The following is a 1,125-nucleotide window of genomic DNA, read 5'->3' as shown; positions in this document are numbered from 1 at the left end:
AACTAGAAGCTGATCCTGACGATACTGAAAATTTTGCTAAGCGATTAGATGAAGCCATTGAAAACTATTCAATGGGTGTCAATGAATTTAAGGATGCTGCGAAAAGATATAACGACGATACGTATCTCAAAAAGGCAGAAGAATCAGAAAAAATGATCGAACGATTTAAAAAAGGAAGAGAAGAATACCAAAAAGGTGAAAAGACCGTACATCAACTCCGTAAAGAACTCGAAATTCCTGTACAATAGTTTATTTTCTCCGCAACTAAGCTAACGGATAACGATAGTAAAACAGTGAAGTGCTGCCGAGTGGCAGCACTTTACCCCGCTAACGGGCATAACGGGCAGGATTGTTACATAACAAATAGTGAAATTAAATATTGAGGTGAAGATATGGATACTTCTTATATTCAATTAAAACAGTTTATAATTTCCTCCAAAGAACTCTTAAGTGCTGAGGACATTAAAGAAGTAGAGCATTACTTCAACCACAGTGAATATGAGATGGCGTTTGAAGGACTACTCATTGAACTTACCAAACTAGGGAAGCATCCTAAAGAGTTTAATTTCTCCGAGTGGAGAGGACTTGGAGAACATTTTCAACTCGATAAAGATTCAGTTTTTGATGAGTTTATTTGGATTAAGTTCTTGAATTGGGGAAATAATCACACGGATCAAAATATCTGAAAATCATATTGTATTGAACTCCCATGAAAATTAAAACTGCAGTCACTGAAAAAGACAACAGTAAATAAGACGCAGCACATTCATTTTTTTAAAAGGGTGGAGCGCCCGAAACAAAGAGATATTGGTTTCTTAAAAGAATTAGGAGACTTCTGAAATGGTTACAGAATAACCTAAGTTTTCTAGTCGTCGAAGTGCGTACTTTACAATAGATTGTTGCTTTTGTTTGTCAAAATAATCTTCACCTAAGTCTAAGTACATTTCCTTACGAGTTAAAAGATAGAAGGAAATTCTTAACATTGCATGAGCCACAGTTATGGCTGCTCGTTTTCTTCCTTTTCGTGCTGCTGTACGTCTATACATGGCGCCGAGATAGTTTTTTGACCCTGCAACGGAATGGGCAGCTTCAACCAATGCAGATTTCAGATATTTATTTCCGTTC

The 1,125-nt window shown here is 36.4% G+C and carries 2 protein-coding genes and 1 pseudogene; 2 read left to right on the top strand and 1 reads right to left on the bottom strand.

Annotated features, from left to right (window positions below; all coding sequences use genetic code 11):
- Positions 1–248 (top strand): hypothetical protein (locus tag AC1DVJ_RS31085; protein WP_477596812.1); only part of this gene is annotated, 248 nt, incomplete at its 5' end.
- A 144-nt stretch (positions 249–392) separates the two neighbouring features.
- A complete protein-coding gene (locus AC1DVJ_RS31080; protein ID WP_477596810.1) occupies positions 393–686 on the top strand; it encodes a hypothetical protein in 294 nt (97 codons plus the stop codon).
- Between the two features lie 138 nt (positions 687–824).
- Here the strand turns inward: AC1DVJ_RS31080 and AC1DVJ_RS31075 are convergent.
- Positions 825–1,125: pseudogene (locus AC1DVJ_RS31075) on the bottom strand (IS110 family RNA-guided transposase); the annotation flags it as partial.

The organism is Paenibacillus sp. P4_A9 (assembly GCF_056402415.1).
This window is presented reverse-complemented; position numbering and strand designations above follow the sequence as displayed.

What these genes read in the sequence shown, in the direction of transcription:
- AC1DVJ_RS31080 (WP_477596810.1), top strand. Translation starts at nt 393, where the DNA reads ATGGATACTTCTTATATTCAATTAAAACAGTTTATAATTTCCTCCAAA.